The following is a 15,344-nucleotide window of genomic DNA, read 5'->3' as shown; positions in this document are numbered from 1 at the left end:
GGGCGTTGCCGGGACCTACTTCTGATGACCATTGGCGGGCTGCCCGGGTAAAGGCCGCTACTGACAGCTGCACCGACAGACAGACTTGCCAAACAGAACGGGTGACCGCCACCGTGAGCACAACCGATACGCCGCTGAACGCTTCCCGCGCCCGAGGGGGAGCCGGACTGGCCCGCAAAGCCAAGGCGTATTTCGCCCTCACCAAGCCCCGCGTCATCGAGCTGCTGCTGGTCAGCACGCTGCCCACCATGATCTACGCGGAACGCGGCTTCCCTTCCGTTGGCCTGATCCTGGCCACGCTGGTCGGCGGTGCTTTCGCGGCAGGCAGCGCCGGAGCCTTTAACTGCTACATCGACCGTGACATCGACAAACTGATGCACCGGACAGAAAACCGGCCGCTCGTCACCGGCGAGGTCACGCCGCGCGAAGCCCTCATTTTCTCCTGGGTCCTCGGCGCGGCCGCCATCGCGATCCTGTGGTTCGGCGCCAATCCGCTGTCCGCCTGGCTGGGACTGGGCGCCATCTTCTTCTATGTGGTCATCTACACCATCATCCTCAAGCGCCGCACGGCACAGAACATTGTGTGGGGCGGCGCCGCGGGCTGCTTCCCGGTGCTGATCGCCTGGGCCGCGGTGACCAACTCCGTGGAGTGGCCGGCCGTCATCCTGTTCATGGTGATCTTCCTCTGGACCCCGCCGCACTACTGGCCGCTGTCCATGCGGTACGGCGAGGACTACCGGAACGCCAACGTACCCATGCTCGGTGCCATCGCGGGGGCCAAGGTGGTGTCGGTCCAGGTGGTGCTCTACGCGTGGGCCATGGTGGCCTGCTCACTGCTGATGGTTCCGGCCGGCGGCGCCGGCTGGGTCTACACGGCCACGGCGGTCCTTGCCGGTGCCTGGTTCCTGTACGAGTCACACTCCCTGTACAACCGCGCACAGCGTGAGGACATCTCGGACAAGCGCGCCATGAAGGTCTTCCACGGCTCCATCAGCTACCTGACCCTGCTCTTCATCGCCCTCGCCGTCGACCCCTTCGTGGGCCCGGCAGTCATGGGCAGCTAACCCCGGACGCTCTCTCACTTCCTGCAGGTTTTTACCCGACGCTCTTGCACTTCCTGCCGGAAAATTCGAAACCCTCTCTCACTCTGAACTGGTGGGGAGGGTTTTGCGTTGTGCAGGATCTGATAGAGCGTCGCCGAAAAACCGACAGGATCTGATAGAGCGTCCGCGGAAAACCGACAGGATCTGATAGAGCGTCGCCGGCAAACCGACAGGATCTGATAGAGCGTCGTGTTAACGGGAGGCGCCCCGGTTCGTAGGAACCGGGGCGCCCGGTCAGGTCGCTGGGTTTGTCGCGAGGCCTTGTTGCGTGGTGGGCCTGCGCTCGGCTACTTCAGGTCGCTGGGTTTGTCGCGAGGCCTTGTTGTGCGGCTGGGCCTGCGCTCGGCTACTTCAGGGGGCTGGAACGGGCGACGTCGGCGGCGTTGGTAGCCGAGCTCATCAGCAGGGCGGCCCCCAGCATGTGCGCCCCCACCAGCAGCGCTGGGATGCCGTTGTAGTACTGGGTGAAGCCAATAACGGCCTGCAGCAGCGTGACCGCCAGGAGCAGGATCACGGACGTCCGGAACGGTCCGGTAATCCGGCGCGCAAACACCAGCACCAGCGCGAACAGCGTTCCGGCCGTGATCAGGTATGCGGGCACGGCGTGGACGTGGGAGAACAGGTCCCAGTCCAGGCCGTTGCGGGGCGCGTCGGCATCGCCGGCGTGCGGGCCGGCACCGGTGACCACCACTCCGAGCATCACAGCCACAGCGGAGAAAAGCGCGACGGCGGCGCTTACCGGGCGCAGCACGCCCGGCAACGCGGGCAGCGGGAGGGCGGCGAAGCGGCCGGTGCGCCCATAGGCCCGGTTAATCAGAAGCGTGGCAATGACCACCAGTGCCATGGACACCAGGAAGTGCAGCCCCACCACCCACGGGTTGAGGTTTGTCAGCACGGTGATGCCGCCGATCACGGCCTGTGCGGGGATGCTGGCCAGCAGGCCCAGGGCCAGCAGGAACAGGTCCCGGCGTTCCTTGCGCAGGTTCCACAAATACACCAGCATCAGGACGGCGACCGCGGCCAGGGCGAAGGTCAGGAGCCGGTTACCGAATTCGATGAAACCGTGGATCCCCATTTCCGGGGTGTTCACCAGGGACGTGTCCGTGCAGCGCGGCCAGGTCGGGCAGCCCAGCCCAGAGGCTGTCAGCCGGACGGCGCCGCCGGTGACAACCAGCAGCGTCTGTCCGATGAGGGAAGCCACCGCCAGGCGCCTGACCCGGGCATCAACTGAACGGGGAAGCCGGGCCGCCAGGCGTCCGGCGAACTGGGGGAGGCGTGAAGCCGTGCTCACGGATATCTCAATTCCACTTGAACCAACGGATGGCTGCTGCTCCGGCAAGAACCGTCCAGACCAGCAGGATAAAGGCGGCACCGACGTCGATGGTGCCGAGCAGGAAAGCCTCGCGCAGGGCCTCCCCGAGTGCGCCCGAAGGCAGGTAGTGAACTATTCCCTGCGCGGCCAAAGGCAGCCGCTCGGCAGGAATGACGATTCCGCCCAGCGCGCCGAGCAGGATCCACAGCAGGTTGGTAATGGCGAGCGTCGCTTCAGGACGCACGGTTCCTGCCACCAGGAGCCCCAAGGCAGTAAACGCTGCGGCGCCCAGGACCAGCAGCCCGAGGCCGGGCAGCCAGCCTGCTGCGGGCGGGGTCCAGCCGAGGGGCAGGGCAACGGCCGTGACCACCACAACCTGGAGGGCGAGCACCGCCAGCACTGCCAGTACTTTGCCTGCAATGAGCCCGGTGCGGCCCAGCGGGGTGGTGGAGAGGAAACGCAGGACCCCATACCGGCGGTCGAAGCCGGTGGCAATGCCCTGGCCGGTGAAGGCCGTGGACATGGCGCACAGCGCAAGGATCCCGGGGACGGCGACGTTGACGCGGCTTCCGCCCAGTCCGTCCAGCAGGGGGGTCACCGTCAGGCCCACCAGGGCCAGGAGGGGAAGGACCACTGCCAGGATCAGCTGCTCGCCGTTCCGGAGCATCGTCAGTGATTCGTACCTGCCCTGCAGCAGGATGCGGCGCAGCAGGGGTGCGGGCGCCTGGCCCGGAGCAGCGATGGGGGGCATTGTCATCGGATGTCCTTTCCGGAAATGTCCAGGAAGACGTCTTCGAGGCTGCGCGCTTCCAGGCTCAGCGAGCCGGGCATGACGCCGTGGGCGGCCCACCATGCGGCAAGGGACGCGAGGTCCTGGGGCGTCAGCGGGCCGGTGGCAACGTAACTGCCGGCACGTGTTTCGCTGACGGCGATCGCCTCCGGGAGGACACCGGTGAGGTCCAGCCCGGCGGGGGCCTCGAAGAACAGGGTCCGGATATGCTCGGTGCCGGATTCGACGGCGGGGTCCCGCTGCAGCAGCTGGGCCACGGTGCCTTCAGCGACGTTCCGTCCGGCGTCGATGATGTAGACATAGTCCGCCAGCCGCTGGGCGTCGTCCATGAGGTGCGTGGTGAGGATGATGCCCATCCCGGAGTCCCGGAGTTCGGCGATCAGTTCAAACACCAGCTGCCGTGACTGCGGGTCCAGGCCTGCGCTGGGCTCATCGAGGAAAAGTACCTCGGGGTTGCCGATCAGCGCGGCGGCCAGCGCCAGCCGCTGCTTTTGTCCGCCGGAGAGCCGCCGGACCGAGGTCCTGCTGAACGTATCAATGCCCAGCCGCTCAACCAGCTCGTCCACCGGCCGGGGGCTGGCATACATCCCGGCGATGTGCCGCAGCAGCGGGATGGGACGGGCCGACGGCGGGAGGCCGCCGTCCTGCAGCATCACACCCACGCGGGCGCGAAGGTCGGCGCCTGCCAGGGCAGGGTCCTGGCCCAGCAACGAGATCGACCCGCCGCTGCGGGTCTGCAGGCCCTGGGCGCACTCGATAGTGGTGGTCTTGCCTGCCCCGTTCGCGCCGAGGAGGGCGGTGACCTGGCCACGTTCGGCGACGAGGGAAACGCCGCTCACCACCCGGAGCATCTTTCCGTCCAGGGTGGCCAGCGGACCAACATCCTTAATTAACCCGCTGATGGACAGAACCGGGGATTGGGGGGAACGCACCCCAGCATTCTACGCGATGTAGTACTTGGCCCGAGGATACTGATGGCAATGCAGGTCAGCCTCGCCTTACTGGAACGGGGGAGTAAATTACGACATGATTGTGTTGTGTATTCCATGACCAATGCTACCGCTGTGCCTTTTGCCGGGCACGGGGCGCCGCGCGCCTCCGCTGAGCGCGGCCACATCGCTGCCGTTCCGGTGGCCGATGCAGACGAGCGTACCCGCGACCGGGTCCTTGGGGCAGTCCTGGAGCACGGTCCAGTCAGCGCGGCTGAACTTGGCGACCTTCTCGGCTTTACGCCCGCGGCAGTCCGCCGCCACCTGGACCATCTGTCCCGCAGCGGCGTCATTGAGGTCAAACGCGTCGCCAAGGCCGGGGCCGGCGCTGGCCGGCCAGCCCGCCGCTACGTCCTGAGTTCCCAGGGCCAGTCGTCACTGGGCAATGACTACCTCGACATCGCCACCCTCGCGCTCAAGCAGCTCCAGGCAGTGGCGGGCGAAGAGGCTGTGCGCCAATTCGCCGTCGAACGCTTCGCCGAAATGGAACGCCGCTACGCACCGGAGATCGAGAAGGCCGGACCGGACATCACTGCACGTGCGAGCGTACTCGCCGAGGCGCTCAGCCGCGACGGCTTTGTGGCCTCTGCCGCGTCGATTGAGGCCAAGGCGCCGCTGCCGGCAGCGCTGTCCAGCGTCCAGCTGTGCCAGGGCCATTGCCCGATCCAGCAGCTCGCCGCCGAGTTCCCGGTCTTCTGCGATGTGGAGACTGAATTGTTCTCCCGGCTGGTAGGCGTTGACGTACGCCGCCTGTCCACGCTCGCGCGCGGCGGACACGTTTGCACAACCCACATACCCACAGGCCGGCTGGCTGCCGGCGGACCGAACGTCCCGCAAACAGCCCCCGCCAGCCTGGATGAAGTAACCAACCATCAGCAAGAAAGGCCGTGATGACGGACCAACTATCAGAGAAAGCGGTAGCCGAAGACACTGTGATCTCGGAGATTCTGGAAAAGAATCCCGAGCTCCACGGCATCGGCACGTACGAGTACGGCTGGTCCGACAAGAACGATGTCGGCGCCAACGCCCGTCGCGGTATCAACGACGAAGTAGTCCGTGATATTTCGGACAAAAAGAGCGAACCGCAGTGGATGCTGGACCTTCGCCTGAAGGGCCTGAAGTACTTCGACCGCAAGCCCATGCCCACCTGGGGTGCAGACCTCTCCGGCATCGACTTCGACAACATCAAGTACTTTGTCCGCTCCACCGAGAAGCAGGCCGCCACCTGGGAAGACCTGCCCGAGGACATCCGGAACACCTACGAGAAACTGGGCATCCCGGAAGCTGAGCGCAGCCGCCTCGTCTCCGGCGTCGCCGCACAGTACGAGTCCGAGGTGGTGTACCACCAGATCCGCGAGGACCTCGAAGCCCAGGGCGTCATCTTCCTGGACACTGACACGGCGCTGCGCGAGCACCCGGAGATCTTCCAGGAGTACTTCGGCACCGTTATTCCCGTGGGCGACAACAAGTTCGCCTCGCTGAACACTGCCGTCTGGTCCGGCGGATCCTTTGTGTACGTCCCCAAGGGCGTCCACGTGGACATTCCCCTGCAGGCATACTTCCGCATCAACACGGAAAACATGGGCCAGTTCGAGCGCACTCTGATCATCGCCGACGAGGACTCCTACGTCCACTACATCGAAGGCTGCACGGCGCCGATCTACACCTCGGATTCGCTGCACTCCGCCGTGGTCGAAATCATCGTCAAGAAGGGCGCCCGCGTCCGGTACACCACCATCCAGAACTGGTCCACCAACGTGTACAACCTGGTGACCAAGCGTGCCATCTGCGAAGAAGGCGCCACCATGGAATGGGTTGACGGAAACATCGGCTCCAAGGTCACCATGAAGTACCCGGCCGTCTACCTCGTGGGCGAGTACGCCAAGGGTGAGACCCTGTCCATCGCCTTCGCCGGCGCCGGCCAGCACCAGGACACTGGCTCGAAGATGGTGCACATCGCGCCGAACACCAAGAGCTCCATCATCTCCAAGTCCGTGGCCCGCGGCGGCGGCCGTGCCGCATACCGTGGCCTGGTCCAGGTCCGTGAAGGTGCCAAGCACTCTGCCAACACCGTCCGCTGCGACGCGCTGCTGGTGGACACCATCAGCCGGTCGGACACCTACCCGTACATCGACATCCGCGAGGATGACGTGGTGATGGGCCATGAGGCAACTGTTTCCCGGGTCAGCGAAGAGCAGCTCTTCTACCTGATGTCCCGCGGCATGCGCGAAGACGAGGCCATGGCGATGATCGTCCGTGGCTTCATCGAGCCCATCGCCCGCGAACTCCCGATGGAGTACGCACTTGAGCTGAACCGCCTGATTGAACTGCAGATGGAAGGGTCCGTCGGATAACGATGACTGAAATCACTACTGAAAAGGCACGCATCGGCGCGCCCTCAGCCCAGCCGTTTATTGACGGTTTCACGGAAGAGGGCGAAAGCCTGTCTCCGATCAATGCGAACGCCTCCAAGGCCCCGCTGGCAGGCGAAGCGGTCAAGAGCCACTCGCACGGCGGCGGAGTGGGCATCCCGGACAGCTCACGCGCCGGACGCCTGACCTCCTACACGCTGGCGGACTTCAAGCCGCTCACCGGCCTTGAGGAAGACTGGCGGTTCACCCCGCTCAAGCGCCTGCGCGGCCTGCACAGCGAGGTCCTTTCCGGCGCGGCTCCCACCGTCACGGTCAGCGGCCCGGAGCGCGTCACGGTGGAAACCGTGGCCCGCGGCGACAAGCGCATCGGTTCTGCCGGCATCCCGGAGGACCGCGTGTCCGCCAACGCCTGGGAGAACTTCAGCGAAGCGACCGTCATCACGGTTCCGGCTGAATTCGAAGCCGAGACTGAGATTGCCGTCCTGATCGAAGGCACGTCGACGGAGGCCGCGGCCCAGCACATCGTGATCGTCGCGGAGAAGTTCTCCAAGGCCGTTGTGGTCCTGGACCACCAGGGTTCGGCCGTCGTGTCCGAGAACGTCGAGATCGTCGTCGAAGACGGCGCCAGCCTCACGGTTGTCACCCTCCAGGAATGGAACGACGACGCCGTGCACGCGTCCTCGCAGCAGGCGAAGATCGGCCGGGACGCCAAGTTCAAGCACGTGATGGTCAGCCTCGGCGGTGACCTGGTGCGCGTCACCCCGTCCGCACGCTTCACCGCTCCCGGTGGCGAGGCCGAGCTGTTCGGCCTGTACTTCGCCGACGCCGGCCAGCACCTGGAACAGCGCCTGTTCGTTGACCACGCAGTGGCCAACTGCAAGTCCAACGTGCTGTACAAGGGTGCGCTGCAGGGCCGCAATGCCCACGCTGTCTGGGTTGGTGACGTCCTGATCCGCAAGGAAGCAGAAGGCACCGACACCTACGAGGCCAACCGCAACCTGCTCCTCACGGACGGCGCCCGCGCCGACTCGGTGCCGAACCTGGAAATCGAAACCGGACTGATCGAGGGTGCCGGCCACGCCAGCGCCACCGGCCGCCTGGACGACGAGCACCTGTTCTACCTGATGGCCCGCGGCATCCCCGAGGACGTTGCCCGCCGCCTGGTGGTCCGCGGCTTCCTGCACGAGATCATCCAGCAGATCAAGGTACCGGCAATCGAAGAGCGCCTCACCGACGCTGTTGAGCGCGAACTCGCGCTGACGGACAACTGAGACTGCACGGGAACAGCACAGATGACTGAACAGCCAAAGGGCGAGCTTGTCTGCAAGACGGATGAAATCCAGCTCAAGCAGGCGCTCCGGATCCTGATCGATGACTACCCGGTAGCCATCGTGAAGGATTCCATGGGCGAGATCCACGCCATCGGCGACACCTGCTCACACGCGGACATCTCACTGTCCGAGGGTGAAGTGGAGGGGTGCATGATCGAATGCTGGGGCCACGGCTCCCAGTTCGACCTGCGCAGCGGCGAGCCGCTTCAGCTGCCCGCCTACGATCCCGTTCCGGTGTTCGCCGTCGAGATCCTCGGGGACGAGGTCTACGTGGACTTCACCAACGTCCTCAACGGCGCGGAAGCACCGAACTTCAGCTAGCAGCATCGCCCCGGCGCCCGCCGGACAAAGCAACAGAACCAAAAACTTCCAGACAAAGACCGCACCGCCGCCGGAGGGCACGGTGCAGAGGAGAACAAGACCTATGTCTACTCTTGAGATCAAGGACCTGCACGTCAGCATTGACACGGAGCAGGGCACCAAGGAGATCCTGAAGGGCGTCAGCCTGACCATCAACACCGGCCAGACCCACGCCATCATGGGCCCCAACGGATCCGGCAAGTCCACCCTGGCGTCCACCATCGCCGGGCACCCGCGCTACAACGTCACCTCGGGCTCCATCACGCTCGACGGCGAAGACGTCCTGGCCATGAGCGTTGACCAGCGCGCCCGCGCCGGCGTCTTCCTGGCCATGCAGTACCCCGTGGAGGTCCCCGGTGTCTCCATGACCAACTTCCTGCGGACCGCCAAGACCGCCATTGACGGCGAAGCACCCAAGCTGCGCACCTGGACCAAGGAAGTCAAGGACGCCATGCAGAAGCTGCGCATCGACGCCGACTTCGCCCAGCGCAACGTCAACGAAGGCTTCTCCGGCGGCGAGAAGAAGCGCGTGGAGATCCTCCAGCTGGAACTCTTCAAGCCGAAGTTCGCCATCCTTGACGAGACCGACTCCGGCCTGGACGTCGACGCCCTGAAGGTTGTTTCCGAAGGCGTCAACCGCGCCCACGCCGAAGGCAACATGGGCACGCTGCTGATCACGCACTACACCCGCATCCTGCGCTACATCAAGCCTGACTTCGTCCACGTGTTCGTTGACGGCCAGGTTGTTGAAGAGGGCGGCCCGGAGCTCGCCGACCGCCTCGAAGAAGAAGGCTACGACCGCTACGCCACTGGCGCCGGTGCAGCCACCATCGCCGCCGCAGCACAGGCCTAGTTAGGACTTGCCATGACCGAAACCAATACGGCCCGCACGGCCCTGGAGGATGTCGAAGAGGCACTCAAGGACGTCATCGACCCGGAGCTCGGCGTGAACATCGTTGACCTCGGGCTGCTGTATGGCCTGAAGTACTCAGACGACGACGGCGCGCTGCTGATCGACATGACGCTCACCACGGCCGCCTGCCCGCTCACCGATGTCATCGAGGAGCAGGTCGGCAAGGCCCTGGACGGCATCGTTGATGACTGGCGCCTGAACTGGGTGTGGATGCCGCCATGGGGTCCGGAGCGGATCACCGACGACGGCAAGGACCAGATGCGGGCCCTCGGCTTCAACATCTGACGTCACCGCACAAAGTACGACGGCGGCCGGTCACCTTCCCTGCGAAGGCTTGACCGGCCGCCGTCGTTCCGCTTTAATCAGCCGGACCTTTAGAGGGTGGCTGCCGCGAACGTGTCGCACTGGTTGATGTCGCCGGTCTGGTAGCCGGTGTAGAACCACTTCTGCCGCTGCTCGCTGGACCCGTGCGTCCACGATTCCGGCGAGACCTGGCCGGTGGCTGCTTCCTGGATCCGGTCATCGCCCACTGCCGAGGCGGCGGACAGGGCGTCGTTGAGGTCCTGCTGGGTGATTGGCTCAAGGAACGGCTGGCCGTCCGGGCCGGGCTGGGTTGACGCGTGCTTTACCCAGAGACCTGCGTAGCAGTCGGCCTGGAGCTCCACCCGGACGGCACCGGACTCCGGCCCCTGCGGATCCTGCTGGGCCCGATCGAGGTATCCCAGCACGTTCTGGATGTGGTGGCCGAATTCGTGCGCCACCACATACTCCTGCGCCAGCGGACCGCCGGAGGATCCGAACCGGTCCACGAGCTCCTGGAAGAAACCCGGATCAAAGTAGGCAGTGGTGTCGGTGGGGCAGTAGAAGGGGCCCACAGCGCTGGAGGCATTCCCGCAGCCGGTGCTGACGGCCTCGGCGAAGATGACCGTCTCCGGCTGGGGATACTGCACGCCGTAATCCTTCAGGTACGCCGGCCAGAACGCGTTGAGGCTGTTCACCGTGCCGGTTATCCGGCAGTCCAGGCGCGCGTCGGCGTCGGCCCCCGTCTGGCAGGCAGGCGCGGTGCCCTGGCTTTGCGGCTCCTGCCCCGCGCCGGTGAGGCCCTCGAGCAGCTGGGGGTTGACGCCCAGCAAGGTGGCAATCAGCAGGATCACGGCGCCGCCAATCCCACCCCCGATAAGACCGCCGCGGCCTCCGCCGCGACGGTCCTGAACCTGGGAGGGATCCAGCTGGACATTGTCATTGAAGCTCATAGAGTCACAATAGTCCCCGCGGGCACGGGCAAGGAGGCCCTGCCGGTAAAGTTGAGGCGATGCCTTTTCTCGATCGAATCCAGCGCTGGGCCGATGACCGCCCGCACGACACCGCCGTCGTTGTGGCCGGCCGGCGCCTGAGCTGGGCTGAATTCCGCGACTCCGCAACGTCCGCCGTGTCCGGTGCCAAAGCTGTCACCGTCCTGGCCGAAAGCAACTCCGTTGACTTCGCTGTCCGGTTGGCCGCGGCAGTGGCAGGGGAGCGCCAGTGCGCCGTCCTGGACCCGACGTGGCCGGCACAGCTGCAGCAGGAGATCCGCCACCGGCTGGACGGCTCAGCCCGGCCCGGGGACGTGGCCGCGGACGACGCCCTGGCCGACGGTCCGCCCGAAACCACGTTCCTGATCGGCCTGACCTCCGGCACCACCTCGGTACCCAAGGCGTTCACCCGCTCGAGGCAGTCCTGGCGGAAGTCCTTCGACGCGTCCATCGAATTCTTTGGGCTCCGGCAGGACGACGTGACCCTTGCCCCTGGCCCCCTTGCTGCGAGCCTGAACCTCTATGCGCTGGCGGAGTGCCTCTACGCAGGCTCCGAGTTCCAGACGCTGGAGACTTTCGACGTCGGCGACGTCCACGCCGCCATCACGCACGACGGCGTGACGCGCCTGGTCCTGGTACCCACCATGCTGCGGTTGCTCAGTGAGCGCGGCCTCACCGGCTGCGTGGATGCGGCCGGCGTGCGGACCATCATCTGTGCGGGTTCCAAGCTCGATGCCCGCACCCTTGAAGCCGCCCGCCGATGGGCACCCAACGCCACCATTTTCGAGTACTACGGCGCCTCCGAACTGAGCTTCGTTTCGGGCGCCGGCCTCCCGGCCGGGGAACTCGATGCCGGCGGCACCGGAATCGGCCGCGCGTTTCCGGGCGTGGAGGTCAGGATCCTGGACGACGACGGAACCCGGCTCCCGGACGGCGACGCCGGAAACATCTGCGTCCGCAGCGGCATGGTCAGCAACGGGTACCTGTGGGGCGACGACGGCGAGGCACTTCGTTCGTTCGACGGCTGGTTCACTGTGGGCGACCAGGGCTACCTGGCAGAGGACGGGCTGCACATCCTGGGCCGGCGGGCTGACATGATCCTCACGTCCGGGAAGAACGTCTACCCGCATGAGGTCGAACTGGCGCTGGCGTCCGTTCCCGGGGTCGCGGCGGCCATCGCGGCCGGGATGCCCGACGACCTCAGGGGCCAGCGCGTCGTTGCAGGCGTGGTCCCGGCGCACGGCGGAATATCGGCCAACCAGCTCAAAGCCGGCCTGGAAAACATCCTGGCGCGGGACAAGCGCCCGCTGCAGTACTTTGCCCTGTCCGAGCTGCCCACCACCGACCGCGGCAAGGTAAGCCGGAACATGCTCCTTGACTGGATCAGTTCCCATGACCAGCGGGTCCGCCCCCTTGGGCACTGAAGCCCGTGGACACTGACACCGCAGTCCCGGGGCTGCTCCCTGCCGACCGCCAGCCTGTGATCATCGCCGCCCGGAGGACCCCGGTGTGCCGCTCCAACGGGGCGCTGAAGGACCTGCGTGCCCACCAGCTGCTGGCGCCTGTCCTGACGCAGCTCCTGGCCGAGAGCCACGTGTCCTCGAAGGACGTGGCAGATGTGGTGATCGGCAACGCCGTGGGCGGTGGCGGCAACGTGGCCCGTTTTGCCCTGCTGGAGGCCGGCCTTCCGGTCAGCGTGCCCGGCCTGACAGTGGACCGCCAATGCGGCTCCGGCCTGGATGCCATTGTCCTGGCCGCCAGGCTGGTGGCTGCAGGCGGGAATCCGGTCTATCTCGCCGGGGGAGTGGAGAGCATCAGCACTGCGCCGCTGCGGGCTTACCGGAACGACGACGACGGCGAACCGGACTTCTTCTCCCGGGCCCGGTTTGTGCCGGCCGGCTACGGGGACCCGGACATGGGGGTTGCCGCCGAGAACGTTGCCGCGCGGTTCGCCGTCGGCAGGGACCGGCAGGATGCCTTTGCCCTGGCCAGCCACCAGCGGGCTGTCGCGGCTGCCCGGGCCGGACTCTTCGAAGGCGAAATCACGCCGCTGGAGACAGCGGCCGGAACTGTCAGCAAAGACGACGGCCCGCGCCCGGGACTCAACGCGGCGGTCCTGAAGCGCTTCCCGCCTGCCTTTGTTGAGGGGGGAACGGTCACCGCCGGAAACTCATGCTTCGACGCCGACGCCGCCTCCGCCGTCGTGATCACGTCGCTGCAGCGAGCCCGCGAACTGGGGGCAGCGGACGGGCTCCTGGTCCTGGCGACGGACACCGCCGGAGTGGATCCCGAACTGCTGGGGATTGGTGCGGCGGTGTCCGGTGAAAGACTCCTGGCGAGCCGGGGGCTCATGCCGGCAGATGTGGGGCTCGTGGAGTTCAATGAAGCTTTCGCCTCCCAGGCCCTGGCGTGCCTGGATTACCTTGGCTTTGACCCGGAGAGCGCGAACGCAGACGGCGGTGCCCTGGCGCTGGGCCACGCCTACGGGGCATCCGGGGCGGTGCTGGTAACGCGCCTGCTGGCCCAGGCCCGGGCCCGTGGTGAAGAGGGCCAGCTGGCGCTGGCGCTGATCAGCATCGCCGGCGGGATGGGGACCGCGGCGCTGTTGCGGTACGAAACCATCAGCTAGGCAGCCGTCAGCGGGGCGGTCAGTCGTCGGCGTCGCCGAGCCCTCGGGCGGCCAGCGCCTCACCGGTCTGGCGGGCGAAGGCCACTGTGGTGATAAAAACTGGCAGCACCAGCGCGCGCGGGTTTCGTTCCAGTCCCCGTGCCCGGGCGGAATCGCGGACGTCGGCGAAGGCGCCCGCAATGTACGGGATGCTCCGCAGCATCACAGCGATGGTCAGTGCGAAGCGCTCCGGATCGGCACCAAAGCGCCGAAATGGCGTGGCCAGTGACACCACGCCGTCCAGCAGCCGCTGCATGGGCGTGGTAGCAGTCAGCAGGGACGCTGCCACGATGCAGACGAGGATGTTCAGGACGATCCGGGCCGCGGTGGGACCCCCGAGCTGCCACCACTGGAACAGCCCGATCACGGGCAGGACCAGCAGCAGCGGCCGGATGGCACCGAAGAGCCGGCGCGGTCCGGCCCCCGTGAGGAGGTAGAGCCCGCACATCACGGCGAGGACCGCGGCGGACACCAGCCAGTCCACGATCAGGAAGGACGCCAGGCCGCAGCCAAACACCAGCAGGAACTTCAGGAGCAGCGGGCAGCGGTGGATGACCGAATCGCCCTGGACATAGTTCGCCAGGAGGAAGCCGTGCCCCCTCACGGTGCCGCCAGGCCTTCGGCGCAGAGCGTCCGGTACCGGTCCACGGCCTGGAGGGGCGCGCCGTCGAATACGATGTGTCCCGCTTCAACCACCAGAACACGGTCCATGTCGAGCGCCAGCTCCAGGTCGTGGGTGGACATCAGGATCTGCTGCTCCAGGCCGGCCAGTGTGCGGCGCAGGAGTTCGCGGTTCCGCAGGTCCAGCAAGGTGGAGGGTTCGTCGAGCACCAGCACGGAGGGGTTCACAGCCAAGACAGCGGCCAGTGCCATCAGCTGCCGTTCCCCGCCCGAGAGTTCATAAATGCTTTGGTCAGCGAGGCCCAGCAGCCCGAACCGCTCCAGCGCGGCCTCTGCCAGGCGCCGCCGTTCCACTCCGTTGCGGACGGAGCGGCGGAGCGAAAGCTCAACATCTTCCCGTCCTGTTGGCATCACCAGCTGGGACAGCGGATCGGTGAAGACAAAACCAACGTTCCGCCGGACCGCCCGCACGGCGCGGACGGTGTCGTCGCCGTCCACCGCCACTGTCCCGGACCTGGGCTGAACCAGGCCGTTGACCAGTCGCAGCAGCGTCGACTTGCCGGATCCGTTGGCCCCGATCACGCCGATGCGCCGTTCCGTCAGCTCCAGGGTCACGCCGTGGAGCAGCGTCTTAGGCTCCGGATGGTTGTCAACGTCTACCGCGACGGCGGCCTGGCGGAAGGAAATTGCCATGACGGTTAGCGGTTGATCCGCTTCACGCGGCGGACCAGCACGTCGGGAAATGCCCGGTGCAGGGCCACGGCAATCCCGGCGGCCAGGATGTTCTTGATCACGTCACCGGGGTAGAAGACAAGGTCGGCCATGAAGGCCTGGCCCAGCCCGGTCTTGGTGTTGATCACGATGCCGGCAACGCCCAGGGAATGCACCACCAGGATGCTGGTCACGGTGGCCGCCAGGAAGAACCAGAGCGCCCGGGCCCGGGTGGTGCGGCGGATAACCACGGTGGCGAGCCAGCCGACGAGTGCCGCGGCAATGGGGAATGCGATGATGTAGCCGGCTGACGGTCCTGCCAGGATGCCCAGGCCGCTGCGGCCCTGGCTGAAGATCGGCAGGCCGGCGAGCCCCAGGAGCGTGTAAAGCCCGACGGCGGCGAAGCCCCGCGCGGGGCCCAGCATCAGTCCCGTGAGCATCACCGCGAGGGTCTGGAAGGTGATGGGGATGCCGAAGACGTTCGCCGCGATCCCGGGAACAAGCGCGGAGCCGGCAACGAGCGCGGCGAAGACGGCGATCAGGCCAAGGTCGGTTGCGTTCCAGCGGCGGCGGGCGGGGGAGGCGGCGCCGTTGACGGCGGTGTCAGTCTGGCTCATGGAAAATCCTGTCGGGGTTGTACAAGCAAAGCATGGGGTGCTTCCGACGTTACCGCCCGCCGTCGGACTCCATTTTGTAGGGGATCCACTAAGCGGGACGGTCCGATGTGACGGCAGGGCACAAAGGTCCGTGCCGGACCCGCGGCAGAGCGCCCCCAGAGCTGCCGATCGAGGCGGTTATGCGGTGAAGCTGCGGCCGGTAGACTTGTATAGGCCGTTCTCCGGCCTCTCTGCCCGGTTCCTTCCAGACTTCATTCGGTTGGCT

General features: G+C 66.4%; 16 protein-coding genes. 9 read left to right on the top strand and 7 right to left on the bottom strand.

What is annotated here, in order from left to right; all coding sequences use genetic code 11:
- Positions 1-101: 101 nt before the first annotated feature.
- Positions 102-1,064: a heme o synthase gene (locus J2X42_RS08185; RefSeq protein ID WP_310164034.1), complete on the top strand. Its 963-nt coding sequence runs from the start codon at positions 102-104 to the stop codon at positions 1,062-1,064.
- 385 nt (positions 1,065-1,449) lie between these two features.
- Here J2X42_RS08185 and J2X42_RS08180 read toward each other — a convergent pair whose 3' ends face one another.
- The 3 genes from J2X42_RS08180 to J2X42_RS08170 are packed head-to-tail and all read right to left on the bottom strand — an operon-like array spanning position 1,450 to position 4,137.
- A complete protein-coding gene (locus tag J2X42_RS08180) occupies positions 1,450-2,394 on the bottom strand; it encodes a COX15/CtaA family protein (protein WP_310164031.1) in 945 nt (314 codons plus the stop codon).
- Between the two features lie 7 nt (positions 2,395-2,401).
- The gene (locus J2X42_RS08175) at positions 2,402-3,166 is read right to left on the bottom strand and encodes an ABC transporter permease (protein WP_310164306.1); all 765 of its coding nucleotides are present in this window, start codon (positions 3,164-3,166) and stop codon (positions 2,402-2,404) included.
- A gap of 2 nt (positions 3,167-3,168) precedes the next feature.
- Positions 3,169-4,137 (bottom strand): ABC transporter ATP-binding protein, encoded by a 969-nt coding sequence (locus J2X42_RS08170; RefSeq protein WP_310164030.1) that lies wholly within the window; start codon positions 4,135-4,137, stop codon positions 3,169-3,171.
- 105 nt (positions 4,138-4,242) lie between these two features.
- Here J2X42_RS08170 and J2X42_RS08165 point away from each other — a divergent pair, with 105 nt between their 5' ends.
- The 6 genes from J2X42_RS08165 to J2X42_RS08140 all read left to right on the top strand — a co-directional run bounded on the left by J2X42_RS08165 (position 4,243) and on the right by J2X42_RS08140 (position 9,455).
- On the top strand, positions 4,243-5,085 hold the full coding sequence (locus tag J2X42_RS08165; protein WP_396134044.1) for a helix-turn-helix transcriptional regulator: 843 nt from the start codon (positions 4,243-4,245) through the stop codon (positions 5,083-5,085).
- Positions 5,085-6,548, top strand: a complete 1,464-nt coding sequence (sufB, locus tag J2X42_RS08160) for a Fe-S cluster assembly protein SufB (protein ID WP_131132948.1) — start codon at positions 5,085-5,087, stop codon at positions 6,546-6,548. Before J2X42_RS08165 ends, sufB begins: the two co-directional genes overlap by 1 nt.
- 2 nt (positions 6,549-6,550) lie before the next feature.
- Positions 6,551-7,837: a Fe-S cluster assembly protein SufD gene (gene sufD / locus J2X42_RS08155; protein ID WP_310164026.1), complete on the top strand. Its 1,287-nt coding sequence runs from the start codon at positions 6,551-6,553 to the stop codon at positions 7,835-7,837.
- Positions 7,838-7,858: 21 nt separating this feature from the next.
- Positions 7,859-8,218, top strand: a complete 360-nt coding sequence (locus J2X42_RS08150; RefSeq protein ID WP_131132950.1) for a non-heme iron oxygenase ferredoxin subunit — start codon at positions 7,859-7,861, stop codon at positions 8,216-8,218.
- A 103-nt stretch (positions 8,219-8,321) separates the two neighbouring features.
- Positions 8,322-9,110 (top strand): Fe-S cluster assembly ATPase SufC, encoded by a 789-nt coding sequence (sufC, locus tag J2X42_RS08145; protein ID WP_310164021.1) that lies wholly within the window; start codon positions 8,322-8,324, stop codon positions 9,108-9,110.
- A 12-nt stretch (positions 9,111-9,122) separates the two neighbouring features.
- Positions 9,123-9,455: a metal-sulfur cluster assembly factor gene (locus J2X42_RS08140; RefSeq protein ID WP_131132952.1), complete on the top strand. Its 333-nt coding sequence runs from the start codon at positions 9,123-9,125 to the stop codon at positions 9,453-9,455.
- 89 nt (positions 9,456-9,544) lie between these two features.
- Here J2X42_RS08140 and J2X42_RS08135 read toward each other — a convergent pair whose 3' ends face one another.
- The gene (locus tag J2X42_RS08135) at positions 9,545-10,423 is read right to left on the bottom strand and encodes a neutral zinc metallopeptidase (RefSeq protein WP_310164016.1); all 879 of its coding nucleotides are present in this window, start codon (positions 10,421-10,423) and stop codon (positions 9,545-9,547) included.
- Between the two features lie 59 nt (positions 10,424-10,482).
- Between J2X42_RS08135 and J2X42_RS08130 the strand changes: the two genes are divergently transcribed.
- Together J2X42_RS08130 and J2X42_RS08125 are read left to right on the top strand one after the other, a co-directional pair.
- Complete coding sequence (locus J2X42_RS08130) at positions 10,483-11,886, top strand: AMP-binding protein (RefSeq protein ID WP_310164014.1); 1,404 nt, start codon at positions 10,483-10,485, stop codon at positions 11,884-11,886.
- 5 nt (positions 11,887-11,891) lie between these two features.
- Positions 11,892-13,091, top strand: coding sequence for a thiolase family protein (locus J2X42_RS08125; protein WP_310164011.1), 1,200 nt, complete (start codon positions 11,892-11,894; stop codon positions 13,089-13,091).
- Between the two features lie 19 nt (positions 13,092-13,110).
- On the opposite strand, the gene J2X42_RS08120 is transcribed toward J2X42_RS08125, so the two are convergent.
- From J2X42_RS08120 to J2X42_RS08110, 3 genes are read right to left on the bottom strand one after another with little or no spacing between them, the layout of a single operon-like run.
- Positions 13,111-13,734 carry an energy-coupling factor transporter transmembrane protein EcfT gene (locus tag J2X42_RS08120; protein WP_310164009.1) on the bottom strand — a complete coding sequence of 208 codons (624 nt, stop codon included), beginning with the start codon at positions 13,732-13,734 and terminating at the stop codon, positions 13,111-13,113.
- Positions 13,731-14,444: an ABC transporter ATP-binding protein gene (locus J2X42_RS08115; RefSeq protein ID WP_310164007.1), complete on the bottom strand. Its 714-nt coding sequence runs from the start codon at positions 14,442-14,444 to the stop codon at positions 13,731-13,733. Before J2X42_RS08115 ends, J2X42_RS08120 begins: the two co-directional genes overlap by 4 nt.
- A gap of 5 nt (positions 14,445-14,449) precedes the next feature.
- Positions 14,450-15,079, bottom strand: coding sequence for a biotin transporter BioY (locus J2X42_RS08110; RefSeq protein ID WP_310164003.1), 630 nt, complete (start codon positions 15,077-15,079; stop codon positions 14,450-14,452).
- Positions 15,080-15,344 lie beyond the last annotated feature (265 nt).

It is taken from the genome of Arthrobacter sp. BE255, assembly GCF_031457335.1.
In the GTDB taxonomy this organism is placed as follows: Bacteria; Actinomycetota; Actinomycetes; order Actinomycetales; family Micrococcaceae; genus Arthrobacter.
This window is presented reverse-complemented; position numbering and strand designations above follow the sequence as displayed.